This is a genomic window from Salmonella bongori NCTC 12419 (assembly GCF_000252995.1).
GTDB classification, from domain to species: domain Bacteria; phylum Pseudomonadota; class Gammaproteobacteria; order Enterobacterales; family Enterobacteriaceae; genus Salmonella; species Salmonella bongori.
Window position 1 is genome coordinate 1342088 of record NC_015761.1, and the last position, 17597, is coordinate 1359684.

16 protein-coding genes are annotated in these 17597 nt (G+C 54.3%); 7 read left to right on the plus strand and 9 right to left on the minus strand.

Going from position 1 to position 17597, the window contains the following annotated elements; genetic code table 11:
• Nucleotide 1: 1 nt before the first annotated feature.
• The 4 genes from ttrS (at nucleotide 2) to SBG_RS06375 (ending at nucleotide 3680) form a co-directional block, all read left to right on the plus strand.
• Nucleotides 2-1780 carry a tetrathionate respiration histidine kinase TtrS gene (gene ttrS / locus SBG_RS06360; protein WP_001214399.1) on the plus strand — a complete coding sequence of 593 codons (1779 nt, stop codon included), beginning with the start codon at nucleotides 2-4 and terminating at the stop codon, nucleotides 1778-1780.
• Complete coding sequence (ttrR, locus tag SBG_RS06365; protein ID WP_000974597.1) at nucleotides 1755-2378, plus strand: tetrathionate respiration response regulator TtrR; 624 nt, start codon at nucleotides 1755-1757, stop codon at nucleotides 2376-2378. Before ttrS ends, ttrR begins: the two co-directional genes overlap by 26 nt.
• A 93-nt stretch (nucleotides 2379-2471) precedes the next feature.
• Nucleotides 2472-2681 (plus strand): fumarate hydratase FumD, encoded by a 210-nt coding sequence (gene fumD, locus SBG_RS06370; RefSeq protein ID WP_000517887.1) that lies wholly within the window; start codon nucleotides 2472-2474, stop codon nucleotides 2679-2681.
• 105 nt (nucleotides 2682-2786) lie between these two features.
• Nucleotides 2787-3680: a LysR family transcriptional regulator gene (locus tag SBG_RS06375; RefSeq protein WP_000942976.1), complete on the plus strand. Its 894-nt coding sequence runs from the start codon at nucleotides 2787-2789 to the stop codon at nucleotides 3678-3680.
• 62 nt (nucleotides 3681-3742) lie between these two features.
• Here SBG_RS06375 and SBG_RS06380 read toward each other — a convergent pair whose 3' ends face one another.
• The gene (locus SBG_RS06380) at nucleotides 3743-4792 is read right to left on the minus strand and encodes an NAD(P)-dependent alcohol dehydrogenase (protein ID WP_000692602.1); all 1050 of its coding nucleotides are present in this window, start codon (nucleotides 4790-4792) and stop codon (nucleotides 3743-3745) included.
• A gap of 179 nt (nucleotides 4793-4971) precedes the next feature.
• Between SBG_RS06380 and SBG_RS06385 the strand changes: the two genes are divergently transcribed.
• Nucleotides 4972-5931 carry a LysR family transcriptional regulator gene (locus SBG_RS06385; RefSeq protein ID WP_000828063.1) on the plus strand — a complete coding sequence of 320 codons (960 nt, stop codon included), beginning with the start codon at nucleotides 4972-4974 and terminating at the stop codon, nucleotides 5929-5931.
• Here the strand turns inward: SBG_RS06385 and SBG_RS06390 are convergent.
• The 8 genes from SBG_RS06390 to SBG_RS06425 form a co-directional block, all read right to left on the minus strand.
• Nucleotides 5880-6839, minus strand: a complete 960-nt coding sequence (locus tag SBG_RS06390) for a YbgA family protein (RefSeq protein ID WP_000792043.1) — start codon at nucleotides 6837-6839, stop codon at nucleotides 5880-5882. The two genes, SBG_RS06385 and SBG_RS06390, sit on opposite strands and share 52 nt — an antisense overlap.
• A gap of 172 nt (nucleotides 6840-7011) precedes the next feature.
• Nucleotides 7012-7740 carry a MerR family transcriptional regulator gene (locus SBG_RS06395; protein WP_000122329.1) on the minus strand — a complete coding sequence of 243 codons (729 nt, stop codon included), beginning with the start codon at nucleotides 7738-7740 and terminating at the stop codon, nucleotides 7012-7014.
• A 57-nt stretch (nucleotides 7741-7797) separates the two neighbouring features.
• Nucleotides 7798-8187: a DUF4280 domain-containing protein gene (locus SBG_RS06400; protein WP_015702848.1), complete on the minus strand. Its 390-nt coding sequence runs from the start codon at nucleotides 8185-8187 to the stop codon at nucleotides 7798-7800.
• A complete protein-coding gene (tssA, locus tag SBG_RS06405) occupies nucleotides 8184-9110 on the minus strand; it encodes a type VI secretion system protein TssA (RefSeq protein WP_015702849.1) in 927 nt (308 codons plus the stop codon). The genes SBG_RS06400 and tssA overlap by 4 nt, the downstream gene beginning before the upstream one ends.
• Before the next feature lie 10 nt (nucleotides 9111-9120).
• A complete protein-coding gene (locus SBG_RS06410; RefSeq protein ID WP_000193577.1) occupies nucleotides 9121-12660 on the minus strand; it encodes a type VI secretion system protein in 3540 nt (1179 codons plus the stop codon).
• The gene (locus tag SBG_RS06415) at nucleotides 12657-13403 is read right to left on the minus strand and encodes a DotU family type IV/VI secretion system protein (RefSeq protein WP_001145006.1); all 747 of its coding nucleotides are present in this window, start codon (nucleotides 13401-13403) and stop codon (nucleotides 12657-12659) included. The genes SBG_RS06410 and SBG_RS06415 overlap by 4 nt, the downstream gene beginning before the upstream one ends.
• Nucleotides 13393-14724, minus strand: coding sequence for a type VI secretion system baseplate subunit TssK (gene tssK, locus SBG_RS06420; protein WP_001092370.1), 1332 nt, complete (start codon nucleotides 14722-14724; stop codon nucleotides 13393-13395). The genes SBG_RS06415 and tssK overlap by 11 nt, the downstream gene beginning before the upstream one ends.
• A gap of 1 nt (nucleotide 14725) precedes the next feature.
• Nucleotides 14726-15196, minus strand: a complete 471-nt coding sequence (locus tag SBG_RS06425; protein ID WP_000980884.1) for a hypothetical protein — start codon at nucleotides 15194-15196, stop codon at nucleotides 14726-14728.
• A 369-nt stretch (nucleotides 15197-15565) separates the two neighbouring features.
• Here SBG_RS06425 and tssB point away from each other — a divergent pair, with 369 nt between their 5' ends.
• Together tssB and tssC are read left to right on the plus strand one after the other, a co-directional pair.
• Nucleotides 15566-16078 (plus strand): type VI secretion system contractile sheath small subunit, encoded by a 513-nt coding sequence (gene tssB / locus SBG_RS06430; protein WP_024135000.1) that lies wholly within the window; start codon nucleotides 15566-15568, stop codon nucleotides 16076-16078.
• Nucleotides 16079-16098: 20 nt separating this feature from the next.
• Nucleotides 16099-17580 (plus strand): type VI secretion system contractile sheath large subunit, encoded by a 1482-nt coding sequence (gene tssC / locus SBG_RS06435; protein WP_000370974.1) that lies wholly within the window; start codon nucleotides 16099-16101, stop codon nucleotides 17578-17580.
• Nucleotides 17581-17597: the final 17 nt, after the last annotated feature.

The following is a 17597-nucleotide window of genomic DNA, read 5'->3' on the forward strand; positions in this document are numbered from 1 at the left end:
GGTGAGAGGTAAAACCGTAAGGTGCCTGGCGGTGTTAGCGGCAGTAGGGCTACTTTGTCATGACGCGTGGGCAGGGACGTGGAATATTGGTATTTTGGCGATGCGCGGCGAGGCCTCTACGCGAAGCCACTGGCAGCCTCTGGAAAAGACGTTAAATCAACAACTTTCCGGAGAAACCTTTCACATCCAGCCGCTGGATTTGCATCAAATGCAGGATGCCGTCAACCGGGGAACCGTGCAGTTTGTGATAACCAACCCGGCGCAGTTCGTCCAACTGAATAGCCATGCGCCACTCCGCTGGCTGGCCTCTTTGCGCTCAACGCGTGGTGGGAAAGCAGCTGGCAACGTCATCGGCAGCGTGATCCTTACCCGACGCGATAGCGGAATTACCACGGTGCACGATCTGATCGGTAAAACGGTCGGCGCGATTGATGCGCAGGCATTTGGCGGCTATTTATTAGGCTATAAAGCGCTCAGCGACGCGGGTTTACGTCCGGAACGTGATTTCCATCTGCGTTTTACCGGATTTCCTGGCGATGCGTTGGTCTATTTGCTGCGTGAAAAAGCCGTACAGGCGGCAATTGTACCGGTATGCTTATTAGAAAATATGGACCAGGAAGGGGTCATTGATAAAAAGGATTTTGTCGCGCTGCTTTCACGTCCCACGTCTCTTCCATGTTTAACCAGTACGCCGCTATACCCTGACTGGTCGTTCGCGGCGTTGCCCACCGTCAGCGATACGTTGGCGGATCGCGTAACGCGGGCGCTATTCAGTGCGCCTGCCGTCGCGCCATTTCACTGGGGGGCGCCCGCCTCGACCAGCCAGGTTGAAGCGCTGTTGCATGAGGTTCATCAGCATCCGCAGCAGCGTCGGTTGTGGCTGGACGTCAAAAGTTGGTTGATTCAACATCAGCTTATGGTCGGCGGCGTGGCGCTGACGTTTTTGCTGCTCACGCTCAATTACATTTGGGTCATGCTGCTGGTGCGCCGGCGTGGAAAACAACTTGAACGTCATAGCGTGATGCTCCATCAGCAGGAGCGTGCGCTGGAAACTGCCCGGCAAATGAGCGTATTGGGTGAAATGACCTCCGGGTTTGCCCATGAACTGAATCAGCCACTCTCCGCAATTCGACATTATGCCCAGGGGTGCCTGATTCGGCTGCGCGTTGAAGATGAACGACATCCTTTGCTACCGGCTCTGGAGCACATCGATCAGCAGGCGCAACGCGGCGCAGACACGGTGCGTAATCTGCGTCACTGGGTCAGCCAGGCGCAGGGCAACCCGGTGCTGACGGAAGAGTGGGGGGCGATAGCCATTCGTGAAGCGATTGATCACGTCTGGAAATTGTTGCGTATGTCGCAACAATTTCCGTTCGTGACTCTGCATACCACAGTTAGCGACGTTTTGCGTGTTACGCTGCCGCCTATGCTGTTGGAACAAGTGCTGGCAAATATCATTCTTAATGCGGCTCAGGCTGGCGCCACTCATTTATGGATGGTTGCCGGGCGGACTAAAAACGGCGTCAGAATTATTTTGCAGGATAACGCCGGGGGAATTGATGAGGAACTATTACGCCATGCTTTCCAGCCGTTTATGACAACCCGTAAAGAGGGAATGGGCCTGGGGCTGGCGATTTGCCAGCGGCTGGTACGGTATGGGCGGGGCGATATCAATATGATAAATCAGACCGCGCCGGATGGGCGGGCGGGCACAGTAGTTACGTTACATTTCTTACATGAAGACGGGGGCAAGGATGGCGATAATTCATCTGCTGGATGATGATACGGCAGTCACTCACGCGTGCGCGTTTTTGCTGGAAAGCCTGGGATATAACGTAACCTGCTGGACGCAGGGAGCAGATTTTTTGGCGCAGGCCAGCCTGTATCAGGCCGGGGTGGTATTGCTGGATATGCGAATGCCGGGGTTGGATGGACAGGGGGTTCATGACGCCTTGCGCCAGTGCGGCAGCACTCTGGCGGTGGTTTTTCTTACCGGACATGGCGATGTGCCGATGGCGGTGGAGCAGATGAAACGCGGCGCCGTTGATTTTCTGCAAAAACCAGTCTCGGTAAAACCGCTACAGGCGGCGCTGGAACGTGCGCTGGCGGTTTCATCAGCGGAGGTGGCGCGCCGTGACATTATGCTTTGCTATCAACAATTAACACCGAAAGAGCGCGAGTTGGCCAGTCTGGTAGCAAAAGGGCTTATGAACCGTGAAATTGCACAGGCAATGAATATTGCGGTTCGTACCGTCGAAGTTCATCGTGCCAGAGTGATGGAAAAAATGCAGGCCAGTAGCCTGGCGGAACTGATCAGACGCTTTGAAAAACTGGCTGCGCCAGAGGATCGGATGGAAAAACGCATAACTCATGAATAATAAATGGCGTTATTTCTTTGATTTTTGTCAAATTTTGTTTAATTAACGAGAGTGTTATATTCTGTTGGTTTGAGCTGGCGACGAGTAAACCGTATGGGAAAACCAACAAAAGAGGATGAACTGTACCGCGAGATGTGCAGAGTGGTGGGTAAAGTTGTGCTGGAAATGCGCGATCTGGGACAGGAGCCGAAGCATATTGTCATTGCCGGGGTGTTAAGAACCGCGTTGGCGAATCAACGTATCCAACGTAGCGCGTTAGAAAAACAGGCAATGGAGACGGTGATCAAGGCGCTGGCCGGGTAAAATCTGCCGTCGGAGGGATAAAAACGACAGTCCCTGACGATAAAGCGTGTTGAAATGCGCGCGTAATCTGTACCATGCGCTATGGCGGTTGGTCTGGAGAAATATATGCTGCGCGATAATTTTAACGACCTTTGGTATCTCATTGTCGTTGCGCGGGAGCGAAGTTTTACGCGGGCGGCGGCGAAGCTGGGCGTATCGCAATCTGCCCTTAGCCATGCGATTCGTGGGCTGGAAGAGCGGCTTGGCATTCGGCTGCTGACCCGCACCACGCGCAGTGTTGCGCCAACCGAGGCGGGAGAACGGTTAATTCATGGCGTGGGCCCGCGATTTGATGAGATAGAGACGGAACTACTGGCGGTAACAGAGATGCGCCAGCGTGTGACGGGAAATATTCGCCTGACCCTTAGCGAACATGCGTTACATTCTACCGTCTGGCCAGCGCTGCAGCCTTTTTTGCAGTCCTGGCCGGATGTTAATGTCGAAATGTCTATTGATAATCGTCTGATGGACATTGTCGAAGGACGCTATGACGCCGGGGTAAGGCTGGGAGAACAGATAGCAAAAGATATGGTGGCGGTCAGGATCGGCCCTGACTGGCGAATGGTGGTAGTGGGCGCGCCTGACTATTTTGCCCGGCATGGCGTACCGGCAACGCCGCACGATTTGCAACATCATGACTGTATTAACATGCGAATGCCGACCTTAGGGGGGCTATATGCCTGGGAGTTCAGCCGAAATGGCCAGGAACTACGGGTTCGTGTCGAAGGGCGGCTTATTTTTAATAACCTTGGCTCTCGTATTTCGGCAGCTGGCGCAGGCATGGGGCTGGCTTTTGTGCCAGAAGATACCGTCGGGCAGGCGGTCGCTGAGGGTAAGCTGGTCAAAGTGCTTGAAGCGTGGTGCGAACCGTTTCCCGGCTATTATCTCTATTACCCAAGCCGTAAACAACATACGGCAGCGTTTGCGCTACTTATTGATGCGCTTCGCTATCAAGGGTGATTCATACCGCCACCGATAACAAGCGTAAAGCCGTACTTCATGGTACGGCTTGCAGATGGCGATCAGGCGGTTAGCGTGGCGGTATCAATAACAAAGCGATAATGGACATCGCCTTTTAGCATTCGTGTATAGGCGTCGTTAATTTGATCGGCACGGATAAGTTCAATGTCAGCGACAATACCGTGTTTGGCGCAGAAATCAAGCATCTCCTGGGTTTCCGGGATACCGCCAATCATTGAGCCGGCGATTGAGCGGCGCTTCATGATCAAATTAAAAACTTCGGGAGACGCGTGCGGCGTGGCTGGCGCGCCGACCAGCGTCATGGTGCCATCGCGTTTCAGCAGAGAGGTATAAGCATCCAGATTATGCGGCGCCGCGACAGTATTAAGAATAAAGTCAAAACTTTTACTATGCGCTGCCATTTCGTTTTCGCTGCGGGACACCACTACCTCATCCGCGCCCAGCGTTTTCGCCGCCTCGCGCTTTGATTCCGAAGTGGTGAAAGCGACAACATGCGCGCCCAGCGCGTGCGCCAGTTTGATTCCCATATGGCCTAATCCGCCAATACCTACAATGCCGACCTTCTTTCCCGGGCCGACTTGCCAGTGGCGTAGCGGCGACCAGGTGGTGATCCCCGCGCACAATAGCGGCGCGACGGCGGCAAGCTGCTCTTGCGGGTGGCGGATACGTAAAACGTAACGTTCGTGTACCACAATTTGTTGAGAATAACCGCCCAGCGTATGACCCGGTGCATCCGGGGTTGGGAAATTGTAGGTGCCGATCATCTGGTCGCAATAATTTTCCAGCCCGTCCTGACATTCTTCGCATTGCTTGCAACTGTCCACTATACAACCTACACCCACCAGATCGCCCACCTGATAAGCGTTGACGTGAGTGCCGGTGGCAGTGACGCGGCCTACGATCTCATGACCCGGTACACATGGGTAGAGCGTACCGGCCCACTCTGCGCGAACCTGGTGAATGTCGGAATGACAAACGCCGCAATAAGCAATGTCAATTTGCACATCATGCGGTCCAGGCTCACGGCGGTTGATGTCCATCGCTTCCAGCGGCTGTGTCGCGGAGTACGCGCCAATTGCTTTTATTTTCATTGTATTAAGTCCTGTTTGAGTGGTGCACGGTAAAAACGTGAGTTGTGCCGCCATAGCGGGCAGGGGGAGTAAAAGAAGCATCAATAAGGTGATGAAAATTTTACACGTTGAGCGTAGGGTTACTAGCTAATGAAAGCTTAATATGCTTATAAGTATTACTTATTAATATCGGAAGCGCCATGAAGCGTAATCTCAACGATCTTTTCTCTTTTATCACCGTCGCCCGGGAGGGCAGCTTTACCCGGGCTGCCGCCCGTTTAGGCGTCACGCAGCCAGCGTTAAGTCAGGCGATTTCTGCGCTGGAAGAACGCATGAAGATTCGGTTATTAACGCGCACTACGCGTAGCGTATCCCCGACCGCCGCCGGTGAGCGATTGCTCAATGCTATCGGCGATCGCTTTGATGAGATAGAGGCTGAACTGGATATGCTGACGGCATTACGTGATAAGCCCGCCGGAACGGTTCGTATCACCTGTGGGCCTGACGTATTACGTACCACTCTATTGCCAAAGTTGACGCCGCTTTTGCGCGAGTATCCGGATATTCATATTGAATTTGATGCCAACCACGGCTTTCGCGATATCGTGGCAGATCGCTTTGATGCTGGCGTACGGTTAGGCGATACCATTGACAAAGATATGATCGCAGTCCCTGTCGGACCCAAAATACGCATGGCTGCGGTAGCTTCGCCGGATTATTTCTCCCGTTTTCCGGTACCCCGGACGCCGCATGAACTGACGCAGCATCAGTGTATTAATCAGCGGATGGTACGCTCTGGCGCGCTCTATGTCTGGGATTTCGATGAGGATGGCGGCGACCTGAACGTTCGGGTTAGCGGACAGCTGATATTTAATACTTCTGAACATATTGTAGATGCGGCGCTGGCCGGCCTGGGGATCGCGTTTTTACCGGAAGAGGAATTCGGCAACCACATTCAGGAAGGGCGATTGATACGGATACTCGAGCCCTGGTGCCGGCCTTTTGCAGGCTATCATCTTTATTACCCCAGCCGTAAACAGCCATCGCCGGCGTTTTCATTAGTGGTCGAGGCGTTGAGGTTACCCGTAACCAGTGATAGGCAGAGGCATCAGGCAATGGCTATCCGCAGCCCTAACGTATCGGGGTACGGCTCAAAATAATTCTGTGTACGCAGATAGGCATCCGGATGCTCCGCCAGGTAGTGTTTTAGTAGCGTTAACGGTGCCAGGATCGGCAATTGGCCGGCCCGGTAGCGGAGAATGACCTCGCGTAATTCCGCGCGCTGCCTGCTATTCAGGGTGCGGTGAAAATAACCCTGAATATGCATCAGCACATTGGTGTGATTTTTACGGGAAGCGGGGTGGCTCAGGATCGTCATCAGTTTCTCCCGGTAGCGGATAAAGAAGGCCTCCAAATCGTCCCACTCGTGCAAACGCGCGACGAAAGGGCCAATCTCTCGGTAACCGCCCTGGTGGTGGGCGAGAAGCTGAAGTTTGTATCGGCTATGAAACGCGAGCAAACTGTGACGACTCAATCCCTGCGCACGTAGCGCATTTAATTCATTTAGCGCGAAGACGCGTTCGACAAAATTCTCGCGCAGTACCGGATCGTGCAGGCGGCCATCTTCCTCCACCGGTAGCCAGGGATATTTATTCATCATCGCGGCGGTAAATAGCCCGGTGCCGGCTTTATGGCCGCGATTACCCTTTTCATCATACAGTCGAACACGCTCCATTCCGCAACTGGGGGATTTTGCGCATACGATAAACCCTGCCAGTTCACCTGCCGTAGGTAGAAACCGATCGGCAAAGGCGTTCATCTGTTCAGTAACATCATCGTGCGGGGCATGACTATAGCGCATCCGGATGTCGCCGCGGGTGGTCTGGATAAGACGCAGCGCAGGGCGAGGAACAGGCAGGCCGATGGCGACCTCCGGACAGATCGGTTTGTAGGTCACCCACGGCGCCAGAGAATTCATGACGAAATCCATACGTTTGTGTCCGCCATCAAAGCGTACTGCGGCACCTGTCAGACATGCGCTAATGCCGACCACCGGTTTATTTTTCATGATCTTCCCCCTATTGAAAGCACGAAGACTGCCGCTGTAATAGCGCAAAATGATCTCCTGCACTCATTTAAAACTTACACAACTTTGTTTTTTTGTCTAAGTTTTCGTGTGAATTTTTTTGACGTATCGACATATCACTCAGACAGAAACGAGGGGCCAGGGGGCGTGGCGCTTATAACGTGATAACCTCAAGCGCTGCGATAACGTTGTGCCACCGGGCGAGCTGCTTTTTCTGTCCGGCGGTGAGCTTGCCTGTCGTGACCAGAAACCATTTTTGCCGGGCGAACAGTTCGGGCGCCAGTACGGCTGGCGGTGTGGGAAGAACATCGATGCGTAATCCCTGTCCGGTACGGGTTAGCGCTTCCAGCCAGATTTCGCAGTGATCCGAGAGATGCCAGCCGCTCATAAAGGCATTGTCGCCGGGGGCTTTTCTGTCGCCTTCCAGGCAAAAAGCGGTGTAAGAAATAATGATGCCATCCAGCACTTCGCGCAGCGTCATCATGGCGGGGAGATGCGCTGACACCTTGCTGCGTAATGGCCGCAGCACATGGGTAACCAGCTCCGCCCGGGGATATTCGCGCCCGCAGTCGTAAATTAACTGGCGTAATGCCGCGATTCGCCCTTCATGAAGGTGTTGAAGCATCGTTTCCTGGAGCGTTATCCAGTTATCGCTCTGGTGACTGGCCGGACGCGACAACAGCGGTTTAACCTGGCTTATGGGCACGCCTTTTCTCATCCAGTCCAGGATGCTCAGCGCTTGTTGGACATCGTCATCACTGTACAGGCGATGCCCGCCGTCAGTTCGCTGCGGTTTCAGCAAACCATAACGCCGTTGCCACGCTCTTAGCGTGGTGGCATTGATACCGCATAGCCGGGCAAACTCGCCGATAGAGTACGACATGGTGAAATCCGTTAAAAAAGCGTTTTACCCGCCAGTATAAAGCAGGCGGTAAAACGGCTACACCATTGTTTGCATCTGGCCCGGTTGGACAATCTGGATTATGCCAGCCCACATGCACATTAATTGTGATTGCATATTGAGGGCGGGCATATTGCCAACCAGTGCTGTGGGCGAGCCGGGCATCCAGGGGGCGACAGTTGCGGGAATGCAGGGCATGGGAGTCAGTACGCCGAGCGCCGCCGCGGTGGCCGCGACAACGCTGGGGTTGGCCATACTACTGCACATACCAAACGGCAAAATATTGACCATCGGTTTATTATCCATAATCGTGGCCATCGGCAGGCCGCTAACCAGTGTGCGGTTAGCAGGTAATACATTGAGTACGGAAGGTGCGAGGCCAAAGGAGCAACATATTGTTGCGCCTGTACACACAGCAGGACAACTCATGGTAACACCCCCAGTTGCCGCCAGAGCTGGCGGGCGGCTTCATCGCTGACGAGCAATTCGTTAAGTAACTCTGGTAACGGCGTATGTCCCCATATACAGGCGCGATGTAGCAGATAAGGCACCGGACTATGGGGTTCCGTACGCTGCAGGTAGTCCGCAATCTGTTTAAGCATCTGGTAGGCCTCTTCACGGCTGGCGAATGCCGGCGAGTTCGTCGCCGCAGATATTTGCGTTTCTCCGGCTTCCGACTGTGGACGTTCAGTGACGCTATGTCCCAGCGCCTGTTGACAGGTTTTAATTTTCTGCTCCAGCACATTGAAAGAGGGGGCAGTTGCGTCAGGCCAGTTCTGGCAAAGATCGGTAAGGCGCTGCAGCCACTTCAGGCTCGCCGTTAGGGCCAGACCAATATTGGCCTGCATTTCAGGGGGAGGGAGATCGTGGCGTTTTCCCTGTTGCCATTGCGCCAGCGAGATGGTTTCCTCCTCGCAGGTAAACAGCGGCGCGTTAGCAACCATCGCGGCATAATGCTGCGCTACCCAGCAGAGTGGGGCAGCGCGATAATCGTAATCGTCATCCTTAATTTGTGGATGTAGCTCGTTCGGGTAGCGCTCCAGCGCCAGCGCCAGCAGGGACAGCGCGTCGGGCAGCGCCACCAGACCGCGCAGGTGTAACCAGGCTTCCCCCAGCCAGCTCATAATCACCAGATCTTTACTGCGCGATAGCGTTAACTCGCAGGCCAGCCGGGCGACCTCTTCCCAATCGGCGCGTCGCGGCGTGCTTTGCCAGACGCCGGTCGGCAGAGTTTCATCATCCTGTTGCCGCGCCGCCGCCAGCCGGTCGAATTCCGGCGAGTAGCGTACCGATTCTCCACAAGGATGCTCCGGGCTGACAGGCGTCAGTAGCGTCTCTATAGCTTCCATCATCTTCTCCTGATTATTCTTTTGCGCTAAGCGGTACCCACGCCAGCGGCGCTTTCCCTTCCGCGTCCAGTAACGCGACGTTGAAATAAACGGTGGCCTGGGCCCGCTGCTGGCCGTTACCGGTAGGCAGGCTGAAGCGCAGAGATAATGGCAATGCTAACTCGCCACCAGGACGCTGTTGGCTTATCATTCGCAACAGCGACCACGCGCCCTGCCAGCGCCAGCGTCCGGTATCATCCACCACCGTCACGCTTTGCGGCGAACCTGGTAAAGGCCGCCAGGCGGAATTAGTTGCCCAGCGCAGGCTGAAGCTCAGATTATCGCCGCTTCGCCAGTGCAGATCTTCCCTCGTGCCGCCAGGGTAGCTTATCGACTGCTGATTGCCGCTAAGACGCCAGTCGACTATCTGATCCGCTCCTGCTTCTTTATCACGTTGGGTGCGCCAGTGGACGCGCACGACTACGCCGTCGGGGGAGAGCAGCGCGGCGAGCAGCGGCTGTGCAGCCGCCAACTGCTGGATCAGTGGCGGCTGAATGGCGAGGGAGTCCGCGGGCAGCGTGGCGAGAAGTTGCGTGAGTTCGCGCACTCGATCAACATCGGCGTCTGGCGCGTGAGGTAAGGTGGTAAACGGAAAATGGCCTGCCAGCCAGACGTTATAGAGGTTACTAATGGCTTGTACCGTACCGGCGCTCTCGTGCTGGCGTAACTGCTGGCATTTTTGCTGTGAGGCGTTGATTAGCGAATTCAGCGACTGGCTGTAAAAATCGTTGCTGCCGGAGGCGGTAAACGGCGTCAGTTCGCTCTGACAATTCTGCGCATTCAGCGTCGGTATCATGGCGGCAAGCGCCGTCATTCGCGCGGGCGGACTGGTCGGGTCTTGTTGTTGCAGACGTTGCATCGCGCCAAGCGAGTTTGTCCAGCGCATAATAAGCTGGTTGTCTTCGCTGTTAAGCCATGGCCGCTGCCGGTCAAGCCACGCGATATCCTGCTGGTAACGGGCAAGCGTGGCGGAAATTTGCTCCGTCTGCGCATTCGCCCAACTTGTCATCCTTTGACTGCTATCCTGTGCCTGTTCCGGGGTCATATAATTTACGGCTGGTGGCGCGTTGGCTGGCAATAGGGCGCTGCCCTCGCGGCGGATACGGGCGATAATCTGTACCGCAATTTGCTGGCGAAGCGCCACTGCGCGCTGCGGGCGATTAAGTTGAACTAAGGCGTCGATTGCCTGACCCGCGCTTAACGTGTCGATGTTGTTCTCCTGCACGGCTTCCGGCGCATCGGCATAGAGCGCCTGTAACATTGCATTTTCGACCGCATTCTGCGCCAGCGACAGTAATTTGGGCCGCCACAGGCTGTCCGGCAGTTGCTGGATGAAACGCTGGTAGCCGTTATACAGCATTAATGCTTGCTGCAACTGTAATTCTCCCGGATAGCCGGATTTATTGGGTTGCGTCTGGTTTGTGCCACGCTGCCAGAAGGGCTGGTTAAGCAGGCCGCGTAAACTTTTTTGCAGCGCAAGAATATCTGGAGATACGCTGAATTCGCCTTCCGGCGACTGTTCGGTCAGCGAAGAAAAATGCAGTCGCGAGCCGTCAACCTGCGCCAGAAAACGCTGTCGCAGTAACGCCTCATGGCGTAGCAACGCCTGGCCGACCTTATTATCAATAAGCCTCAGGGAGTGAGCCTGCGCCAGCAGATCGTCCAGCGGTAGGCGGATAGGGGAATGCGCCGCATCGCGGCTGAGATTATTAATTGTTGCCAGCGCACTTTGTAAACGGCTGATCTGGCGCACCAGCGAGCGGACAAAAAACGGCGTTACCGCCGTACCGTTACTGAACAACGTCAGTATCTGCTCCAGTTGCTCCTCATTGTTGTCAAGGCTGGTGTTGCCATAGTGCTGTTCCAGCCAGCGCATCGTCTCCCGGGAAAAGAGCTCGCTATTGCGCTGCGTCAGATCGCTGATTTCCGGCAGGCGCAGACGGTTGATATTGAGAGTGGCAAACAGTTCATTTAGCGCGGTCCGTGAGGGTAACGAGTCGGTATCGACATTAACCCCCCAGACGCTGGCGGAGATGGCCGCTAAAGTCTGGACAGTGGGTTGTTTTACCTGCATAAGCTGGAGCAAGGGCAGGTAATGGGCCTCCATCTGTTTGGTCTGGGCGAGAAGCTGGGTGATGTTCCGGTAACGTTCATCAGGCAGTAGATCGTCATGCTCGCCCGAAAGTTCGCCGGCGCGGGGAGTTTGATCCTGCAGACAGACGCTATTGGCGGCAGGGGCCAACAGGCTTGCCAGCGTTGCATTCTGGAATGTTTCACGCAGTTTATTATCGGTACGGCTGAACAGCGAACCGGGCCAGACGATGGAGCGGAACTGCCACTGTGGCACCGCGTTCAGAATACGCCAGTAGAGCGTAGCGGTACGTTCGCCAGAGTTGCTGTCGCGAGCGGTTTGAGTGGCGAGTAATTGCAGGCGATCGTGTAGCACCAGGGCATTGGTATGCTGGTAATGCCAGCTCCAGATCATCGCCACCAGCCAGAGAATACCCGCGCAACTATAGCAGGCAAGCGTAATAAAATGGCGCCGCAGATTAAGTCGCAGCAGACGGCGAACCGGGAGCGCCAGCCCGCTTTCGGCAATGATTTTTCCCTCCAGTAAATTCTGGCAAAACTGCATGTGTGGTTTATCGGCGATAGCGCTGCGGGCGACAAACCAGATGCCGCGTAGCAACGGCGGTTCGTCCCTGGCGCTGCTATTGAGCAAGGTATCAAAATAATCATGCAGGGGGGTGGCGATAGTGGGGAAAAACTCCGGCAGTCTGAAAAGCGTGCCTGACGTGTGTCCATGCAATGTGCCCAGCGCTGTAATAACATCGCGCAGGGTATGGCGCGTGTTGGCCAGCGCGTCGTCAATCCATACTGACTTCCAGATAGCCTCCCGGGCGACCGGAATTGCGCTGCCTATCGGGCTACGTTTGGCCTCATCAGACAAAAGCGTCAGTAAATCCTGAGTGCCTTCGATCTCTTCCAGACCGCTTACTATCAGATAGACTGGCAGGCTCAAGCCACATGCCTGCTGGATTTGATGGCAGTTATTCAGCAGTTGCGCCTGCTTATTGTCATCACCGCGCAACGCGTCAAGCGGTAGAGTGATAATCATCGCATCCAGAGGACGCTGGGGGCGGCTTTTTACCAGCGCCGCCAGCAGTTTTTGCCAGTCGCTTTGTCTGATGAGCCGCTTTTTGCCCGGCATTTGCAGAGTTTGCGGCACACAAAGCAGTGAACACTGCTGGTTATACCACCACTGCCCGAACCAGTATTCTGCGCCATCGGCGAGCGACCAGCTGCGGCACAGCAGGCGGTTATCCGCCTCGTCGCCCAGCATCAGGATTCGGTTACTATCGTAGGGATCCTGGCCGCCGCAGGCGTGCTGGATCTCTTTTTGTGCGCGGATAAACGTGTTATTGCGGTATTCCCATTGCCACCAGAGGCACCAGAGGGTCACCACCAACAGCACCAACACAATAATAAGAAGCGTAAGCCAGGGTTGCGTCACGATCTATCTCCCTCGCAATACTGCGTCACTGGAAAGTTGGGCAGAGTGCTGACGCCAATGGCATCTTCAATACTCAGCCACAGCCGTTGGCTTAGTAACAACAGCGTCAGTAGCACAATGAAGGCGATCAGATGCAGACGGGAATTGTCCGGAAGGCGGCGGCGGGGAGGAAGCTGCAAAGGCGACGCCAGCGAGTCGGCATTGAGCTTTTGCGCGATGCCCGACATTTGCGCCTCTTCCTGAAAAGCAAAATGCCATAGCAAACGGCAGGTCTCCTGATGGGCTTGTTCGTCGAAGTTGTCACGTTTGACACCAAAGCCCAGCGTCAGGCAGCGCAGATAAAGGGCCGCCAGATCGCGTTGCGCAGGGTTGCGTTCATTCAGCAGTGCCTGAATATGAGCGGGAAACTGGTCGCCAGCGCTGTGAGTTTGCCAGAGATGGTATTCCAGCGGGCAGTCCTGCCACCAGCTAAGTGCAGGCCAGTCGCTATAAAGAACGGTTTCATCGAGCAGCGCTACCAGCGCATAAATCGCGGCATCAATATGCTGCTTAAAGGGCGTGCCCAGTTCACGGGTCAGGCGTCGGCTATAATCGGCGACAGTCTGATTACTGTAGTCGAAAGCTAACTGGTGCAGCGCTTCAGGAGGCAGGGTGATGCGCTTCCATTGCTCAAATTGGGTCAGCCAGCGGGAAAAAATGTCGTCAAATAACCGGCAGGCGGGCATATCTGGATTAACAGGCATCGTAATGGTCCTCCTGGCGGTAAAGCATGATCCGCTCCGGTATACTGTCGGTCTCATGCAGCGGCGAAATAATCAGCGGTGTTTCCTTTTCAAACCAGTTAGTGACCAGGGTAAGGGTAAACAGCGTGATGCTATTATCAATTTCCCAGTCGCTACGCCGCTCTGCCGGTAGTGGCGAAATGGTCATGCCATGCATCCGCTGGCGGCGTAAAACCGCTAAAAACGGCTGGCTGGCGATAATGCTTTGCTGAAGCCAGCTCTGCGCCGGCATCGTACAGCCGTTCGGCATTAATACGCCGATAATGATCTGATCGCCCGCACGGATGCCGGCAGGTAGCGTCAGGGTAAAGCTATTTTCCTGTCGGTTGAAATTAAGGCGTTGCCAGCGGCGATGAATATGTGCCAGTTGATTGCGCAGCAGAGCAAAAAGCGAGGTAAACGCCGCGTACATATCCAGGTAATCAAACTCAGGCAGCAACGGCAGAGTTTTCTCCTGGGTTAAGATGGCCGTTTGCCCGGCGAACAAACAGAGCGCGCGGTAAAGATCGACAGGGTGTACGTGCCCGCTGTTAAGCAACGATTCAAGAAACACAAGACCGCCCTGAAGACTTTGCAGCGATAGGGTTAACCACAGCCCGTCTGTCGTTCTTTGATTCTGCCGGGCCAACTGGATTTCGCGGTTGAGAAAAAGGATTTTCTCCCGGGCCTGAAGGCATATCTGTCGGGCGTGGCGCCAGGGGTAGCTCTCGTGCTCCAGCGCAGGCATCGGTGCGAACCACTCATTGCGGCGAAATCCTCCTTCGCTATAGACCACCTGAATCAGCGGCAAACAGATGAAATCGGCGCGCTCATGCTGGCTCACCAGGTGTGGCATCGGTTGCCAGAGTGGAACACTTTGCGGAAATTCGCCGCTGGTTAAGTCGGGTAATGGTGCGCTATTTACCGAGCGATATCGGGTATTCATTAGCTGCCACTGTCCGGCGCGGCTGGCGGGCGACAGCGCCAGCCATAACGTATGTTCGCTATCCGGGGAGGCGGGCAACAGCCTGGCGCAGTCGAATTCCAGCGGCGGATCGCGGCTTATATCGTAATTGATGGGCACTCCGTCCGGCATTATCGCCTGCAGTTGCATAACGCGTAAGGTTCCCGCGCATAATGCCGCCTCGTCGATTTCCAGCCGCATCACGCCCCAGAACCAGGGATTGGCGCAGCGCGCCAGGGTTGCTGTAAGCATTTCATGGCGTAGCGCTTGTAGTTGAAAGTGCTGCGGCAGCATTGCCATTCCTTCGTACCAGCAGACCATAGCAGGAATTGTATTCATCTTACTTTCCTTGTTCGGGCGCCAGAACAGCGTCATCCATCATTAATCGCAGATGCAGCGAATCCATATTATCCAGCCGCAACCGATGTTCCCCTTCACTGCGGTAACGGGCGAAAAGTAATAATGCCTGGGCTTGCGCGCCTTTTAACGGATTCTCATCAGCGACAAAGTGAGAGTCGGGTACCAGTTCTAAAGACCAGATATGCAACCCGTTCGGGTAATCATGCAGATATTGGGATTTCGCATTAAACCATTGCGAGGCGGACAGTGTCTGGATAACAGGCACAAGTGAGGCGTCCGCGATAGCAACAATATCTACCGCAATAGGGGCGTTATCATTAGCGTGTGGTGCGGTATCGATGACGACCGAATCCAGTCCAACCCGGTTTTGCCATAATGAGCAGCCACTGTTCAGGATACAGATTAAACTTAAAAAAATAACCCTCAGAAAATGATATATTCCGTTCATCATATAAAATCCTTTTATATTGTTGATATGAAGTTAATTAAACGCGAGGAAGTGTTTTTTGATTTATATCATTCATTATGATGGATAACGGAATAAAAATGTTAAACAGATCACATTCACATTGTGAATATAAACGCATGAATAATTTACCTTGATATTGCTTTGCATTAACTTTTTGATATTTAATTAAATTTTAATTTGCTTGATGTAAATCAATTCGCTGTTTTCTTTGCTGGATAGTAAAAGTTAAGTTGAAATTTATTTGGTGATGTGTTTTTTATATTTCCTGTAGTGAATCAAAAGAGATGTTCTTAAATAGAGGTGCAGTAATTTATGCACCAGGAATACTATTGCGATAAAAAAGGATTGAATATGGCAGAGAGCATTCAGCATAAACTTAATCGTATTAGGCCGCCGCGAGTACAAATCACCTATGATGTGGAAACCGGCGGGGCGATTGAGAAAAAAGAACTTCCGTTAGTGGTGGGTATACTGGCGGATTTATCCGGGCAGCCTGCGACCCCGCCAGAAAAATTACGAGAGCGCCGTTTTGTCGAAATCGATCGGGATAACTTTGATGATGTGCTTGCTTCAATAGCGCCCCGTCTGGCGCTGCAGGTTGAAAACCGGCTGGCGAACGATGGCAGTAAATTTAATATTGAGCTCAACTTCAAAACCTTTGAAGACTTTTCTCCCCGCAACATTATCGATCAGGTTAAGCCCCTCCAGCGCTTATTTCTGGCGCGGCAGCGCCTGCGCGATCTGCTCACTAAACTGGATGGTAATGATGATTTGGACGCGTTGTTGCAACAGGTCATCAACGACAATGCCGAACTTCAGGCACTGCGCCCGGCCGCAGCAGAACGTCCGGCCGAAAACGCGTAACCGCATACAGGAGAAGAACAATGGATAATGTTCAGGAACACGCTGATACTGGCGGGAAAACGGTTACGCTGAGCGTACTGGATCGCATCATTCAGGAAGGCCGCATGGCGCGCGACGAGCTACAGCAGACCTACGCACGCGATATGCTCGAAGAGTTGGCGACACAGATCCTGGATGAAGGGATGTCGGTGGACAGCGACACCGTGGCGATGATCAATCATCGTATCGCGCAAATTGATGAGCTGATCAGCGCCCAGCTCAACGACGTGCTGCATCACCCTGATATGCAGAAACTGGAAGCCTCATGGCGCGGGCTGCACCAGTTTGTGATGAATACGGAGACCAGCACCCGCCTGAAACTGCGTCTGCTGAACGTTTCGCGCAACGAACTACAGACCGATCTTGAGAAAGCCGTCGAATTTGATCAGAGCACGCTGTTTAAGAAGCTGTATGAGGATGAATACGGCACCTTCGGCGGCAACCCGTATAGCGTGCTGGTCGGCGATTTTGAGTTTGGTCGTCATCCGCAGGATGTGGCGTTGCTGGAGAAAATTTCTCAGGTCGCAGCGGCGGCCCATGCGCCTTTTATCGCCGCCGCCAGCCCACGGTTATTTGATATGGGATCGTTTGCCGATTTGAGCGTACCGCGCGATTTGGCGAAAATTTTTGAGAGTGCTGAATTGATGAAGTGGCGAGCGTTCCGGGAAAGCGAAGACTCCCGCTACGTATCGCTGGTGCTGCCGCATGTGTTGCAGCGTTTGCCTTATGGCCCGGATACGGTACCGGTTGAAGGCGTCAACTTTGTCGAAGATGTTGACGGGATGGATGCGAGTAAATATCTGTGGGGCAACGCCGCGTGGGCGCTGGCGGGGCGGATAACGGAAGCTTTTGCTCTGTATGGCTGGTGCGCGGCGATTCGCGGCGTGGAAGGGGGCGGTCTGGTGGAAAATCTGCCAGCGCATACGTTCTCCACCCCTTCCGGTGACATCAGCCTGCGCTGCCCGACGGAAGTGGCGATTACCGACCGGCGTGAGAAAGAACTTAACGATCTCGGCTTTATCGCCCTGTGCCACAAGAAAAACAGCAATACCGCCGCCTTCTTTGGCGGACAGACCACCAATCAGGCGAAAATCTACAATACCCCGGAAGCCAACGCTAACGCGCGTATTTCCGCCATGTTGCCTTATATTCTTGCCGCCTCTCGCTTTGCGCACTATCTGAAGGTGATCATGCGTGACAAAGTCGGCAGTTTTATGAGCCGTGATGAGGTCGAAAGCTATCTGAATAACTGGATTGCCGATTATGTGTTGCTGACCGACAGCGCGCCGCAGGAGATCAAAGCGCGTTATCCGCTGCGCGAGGCTCGCGTTGATGTCAGCGAAGTGCCGGGCAAACCGGGCGTTTATCGTGCCGTCGTTTTTCTGCGCCCGCACTTCCAGCTAGAAGAGTTGACCACCTCGATTCGTCTGGTCGCTGAACTGCCGCCGCCGGCCGCCGCCTGATCAATAAGGAGATAAAC

Excerpts from the sequence above, each read along its gene's own strand:
- ttrR (WP_000974597.1), top strand. The coding sequence starts at position 1,755 with ATGGCGATAATTCATCTGCTGGATGATGATACGGCAGTCACTCACGCG.
- tssK (WP_001092370.1), bottom strand. The coding sequence starts at position 14,724 with ATGAATACAATTCCTGCTATGGTCTGCTGGTACGAAGGAATGGCAATG.
- SBG_RS06425 (WP_000980884.1), bottom strand. The coding sequence starts at position 15,196 with ATGATGAACGGAATATATCATTTTCTGAGGGTTATTTTTTTAAGTTTA.
- tssB (WP_024135000.1), top strand. The coding sequence starts at position 15,566 with ATGGCAGAGAGCATTCAGCATAAACTTAATCGTATTAGGCCGCCGCGA.
- fumD (WP_000517887.1), top strand. The coding sequence starts at position 2,472 with ATGGGAAAACCAACAAAAGAGGATGAACTGTACCGCGAGATGTGCAGA.
- SBG_RS06390 (WP_000792043.1), bottom strand. The coding sequence starts at position 6,839 with ATGAAAAATAAACCGGTGGTCGGCATTAGCGCATGTCTGACAGGTGCC.
- SBG_RS06415 (WP_001145006.1), bottom strand. The coding sequence starts at position 13,403 with ATGCCTGTTAATCCAGATATGCCCGCCTGCCGGTTATTTGACGACATT.
- tssC (WP_000370974.1), top strand. The coding sequence starts at position 16,099 with ATGGATAATGTTCAGGAACACGCTGATACTGGCGGGAAAACGGTTACG.
- SBG_RS06385 (WP_000828063.1), top strand. The coding sequence starts at position 4,972 with ATGAAGCGTAATCTCAACGATCTTTTCTCTTTTATCACCGTCGCCCGG.
- SBG_RS06400 (WP_015702848.1), bottom strand. The coding sequence starts at position 8,187 with ATGAGTTGTCCTGCTGTGTGTACAGGCGCAACAATATGTTGCTCCTTT.
- SBG_RS06395 (WP_000122329.1), bottom strand. The coding sequence starts at position 7,740 with ATGTCGTACTCTATCGGCGAGTTTGCCCGGCTATGCGGTATCAATGCC.
- SBG_RS06380 (WP_000692602.1), bottom strand. The coding sequence starts at position 4,792 with ATGAAAATAAAAGCAATTGGCGCGTACTCCGCGACACAGCCGCTGGAA.
- SBG_RS06375 (WP_000942976.1), top strand. The coding sequence starts at position 2,787 with ATGCTGCGCGATAATTTTAACGACCTTTGGTATCTCATTGTCGTTGCG.
- tssA (WP_015702849.1), bottom strand. The coding sequence starts at position 9,110 with ATGATGGAAGCTATAGAGACGCTACTGACGCCTGTCAGCCCGGAGCAT.